Origin of the sequence: Pseudomonas nitroreducens TX1 (assembly GCF_000313755.1) — a bacterium.
Lineage (GTDB): Bacteria > Pseudomonadota > Gammaproteobacteria > Pseudomonadales > Pseudomonadaceae > Pseudomonas > Pseudomonas nitroreducens_A.
Window position 1 is genome coordinate 1 of record NZ_AMZB01000034.1, and the last position, 2,669, is coordinate 2,669.

At 59.3% G+C, this 2,669-nt stretch carries 2 protein-coding genes; one reads left to right on the forward strand and one right to left on the reverse strand.

Going from position 1 to position 2,669, the window contains the following annotated elements; translation table 11 throughout:
* The coding region (locus C167_RS0100365) for a PhoX family protein (RefSeq protein ID WP_017516309.1) at positions 1–979 on the forward strand (979 nt) is incomplete at its 5' end.
* 457 nt (positions 980–1,436) lie between these two features.
* Here the strand turns inward: C167_RS0100365 and C167_RS0100370 are convergent.
* A partial coding sequence (locus C167_RS0100370) for a hypothetical protein (RefSeq protein WP_026078704.1) occupies positions 1,437–2,669 on the reverse strand: 1,233 nt, incomplete at its 5' end.

Sequence of the window (2,669 nt, forward strand, 5' to 3'; positions counted from 1 at the left end):
CTTCGGCTGGGTGGTGGAGATCGACCCCTTCGACCCGACCTCCACGCCGAAGAAACGCACCGCCGTCGGCCGCTTCTGCCGCGAGTGCTCGACCCTGTCGCTGGGCGCCGACAACCGCATGGCGTTCTATTACGGCGATGACACCAAGGGCGAGTACATCTACAAGTTCGTCCCCGCAGGCACGTACCAACCGGACAACCGCGCGGCAAACGCCGATCTGCTGGACGAAGGCACCCTCTACGTTGCGCGCTTCAACGCCGACGGCAGTGGCCAGTGGCTGCCCCTGGTGCACGGACAGAACGGCCTGACGGCGGAGAACGGTTTCCCCAGCCAGGCCGAGGTGCTGGTCAACGCCCGCGCCGCTGCCGACAAGCTGGGCGCCACGCCCATGGACCGCCCCGAGTGGGTGGCCGTGCAGCAGACCACCCGCGAGGTGTACGTCAGCCTCACCAACAACGATGCCCGCGGCAAGAAGCAGCCGGTGGACGCCGCCAACCCACGCAAAGAAAACCTCCACGGGCAGATCCTGCGCTGGAACGAGGCCGGCGGCGACCCGACCGCCACCAGCTTCCAGTGGGACATCTTCCTGCTGGCCGGCGAGCACAAAGGCTCCGGCGCGCCTCAGAACCTGATCGGCACCATCAACGGCGACATCTTCTCCTCGCCGGACGGGCTCTACTTCGACACCGCCGGGCGCCTGTGGATCGAGACCGACTACGACGACGATGTCCCGGCGATGCAGGCCATGGGCTGCAACCAGCTGCTCTGCGCCGACCCGCACAGCCGCGAGGTGCGGCGCTTCCTGGTCGGCCCGCGCGGCTGCGAGCTGACCGGCATTACCCAGACGCCGGATGGCAAGACGCTGTGGGTGAATATCCAGCACCCGGGTATCAGCTTCCCAGCCAGCGACGGCAAGAGCATCCCGCGTTCGACGACGCTGGTGATCACCAAAGATGATGGGGACGTGATTGGTACCTAACCGGTATCAAGACGACTTATGTATCGGACGCGCGGCGGCTTCCGAAAAGGAAGCCTGCGGCAGGCCAGCAACGCAGATGGGGGAAACATGCAGCCAGCTTCAATCAAAGTGTCTTTAAATGCTGTCACACGCTCTGGATGGCCCAGCGCAGCCTTCGAGAATCTAGATGTAGATGATGGATTCAGCTTTGAGAGGTTATCCCCTTGAACTGACGGCTACTACAACATCAGCTAACACGTTTCTGGCCGCTGGGGCGGCTCCTCGGTCTCCTTCGGTCGCCGGTACACATGTGGCGGCAGGAAGTGCTCCACTCCAATTAATTAAAGTTGACCTGCTGCCAGCATCGGCCAGGCGGCAGCGCATAAGCACTCTCGCCCAGCCGGCCTGCGGTTATCCCAACGCTAGCCGACACATTGCTGTCAGCCTCCAAGAGAAGGAGGAAAAGTAAGGACAGTTACTATGGTCCAATCCAATTCGGTAAGCGCACCACCGGAGAGGATTTGTCTGAGAACTGCAAAGCGCTGTAGGTCTGAATTGCAGCGTTCCGCGCGGCCTCAGCCCTTTTAAATAGATCTTCCCCCGCATCAAGCGCCCTCAGGTATCGAGTTACCTCCCAGTGAGACGAGGGCAATCGAAGACTCCCCACTTCTACCATAGAGACCAATCGCTCAGAGGCATCTGCTAGTGACCAATTTGGATCATCCGAGCTGATTGCTTTAGCCGTGCTCTCTGTATCTCCAATCAAAAAGTCGAAAGGGAATGCGCCCCGAAGAGCGTCATGAACATCCGATCTATGCGACCATTCTTCAGCGTCCTCGACGCGCTCCAAAATTTGGTCAGCCTTCGCGACCATACGACCAATCATCTCGCCACGGACATCGTCATTGGCCGCTAGCTCCAGCAGCAGGTCAAACTCTAGCTGGTGCCATTCTCCGGTCACTCCCGTCTGCCAGTCCAAGAGAAGGCCAAACAAACGGTCACGACTGGATGCATCAAGCGCACGGATAACTTCGCTTAGCGCTTGGGTGCCGAAGTGATGCTCAGAGCCAATGAGTTCAAGGAGACACTCTTCAAAAAGTGGGTGCTCTGGCATGCATGCGATTTGTCGAATCACCCTTGGCCAAATTGGTGATCCCCCATGATGCGCCCCCAAATACCACAAGGGCTGCGGGCTCCCCTTGTGTAAACGTACGCAAGCAGCGAGCAGTTCTGGCGGCAACTGCTCAATCAGTTGAGCAGCCGGCACACCCAGTTTGCCCAGCCCTAGGAGCAGCTCTTCAATCTCTGACGGAACGCTTTTTCGTGTGAGAGCTGCAGCCTTCACCCAAACATCGTCCTCTCGAACGCTCAGAAGGCGTGCTCTGACGAGCAAGCGCTCTTCGTCACTCAATGCATACCAGTTCGCAACAAGATCAGCCACGAAAACCAACACTGCACCCGTGCTAGGTGTTGCAAGCAATCGCTCGATGCATGCTCGTCTAGCCTCAGAAGAAAACGCCTGGGCATGCAGCAGGGACGTCACCGCCCCGAGCATATAGTCATCCGGGAGCTGTCCGCCGGCGACACGAATCTGTAGCCAATCGATCCAAGCATCCATCACCGCTGCAGAAGGCGAAGCGGAGAGATATTTAAGGGCGGTGTCGAAGACTTCGTAGAGACGATGGGGTTCTACCCCGTTAGCACGGACACT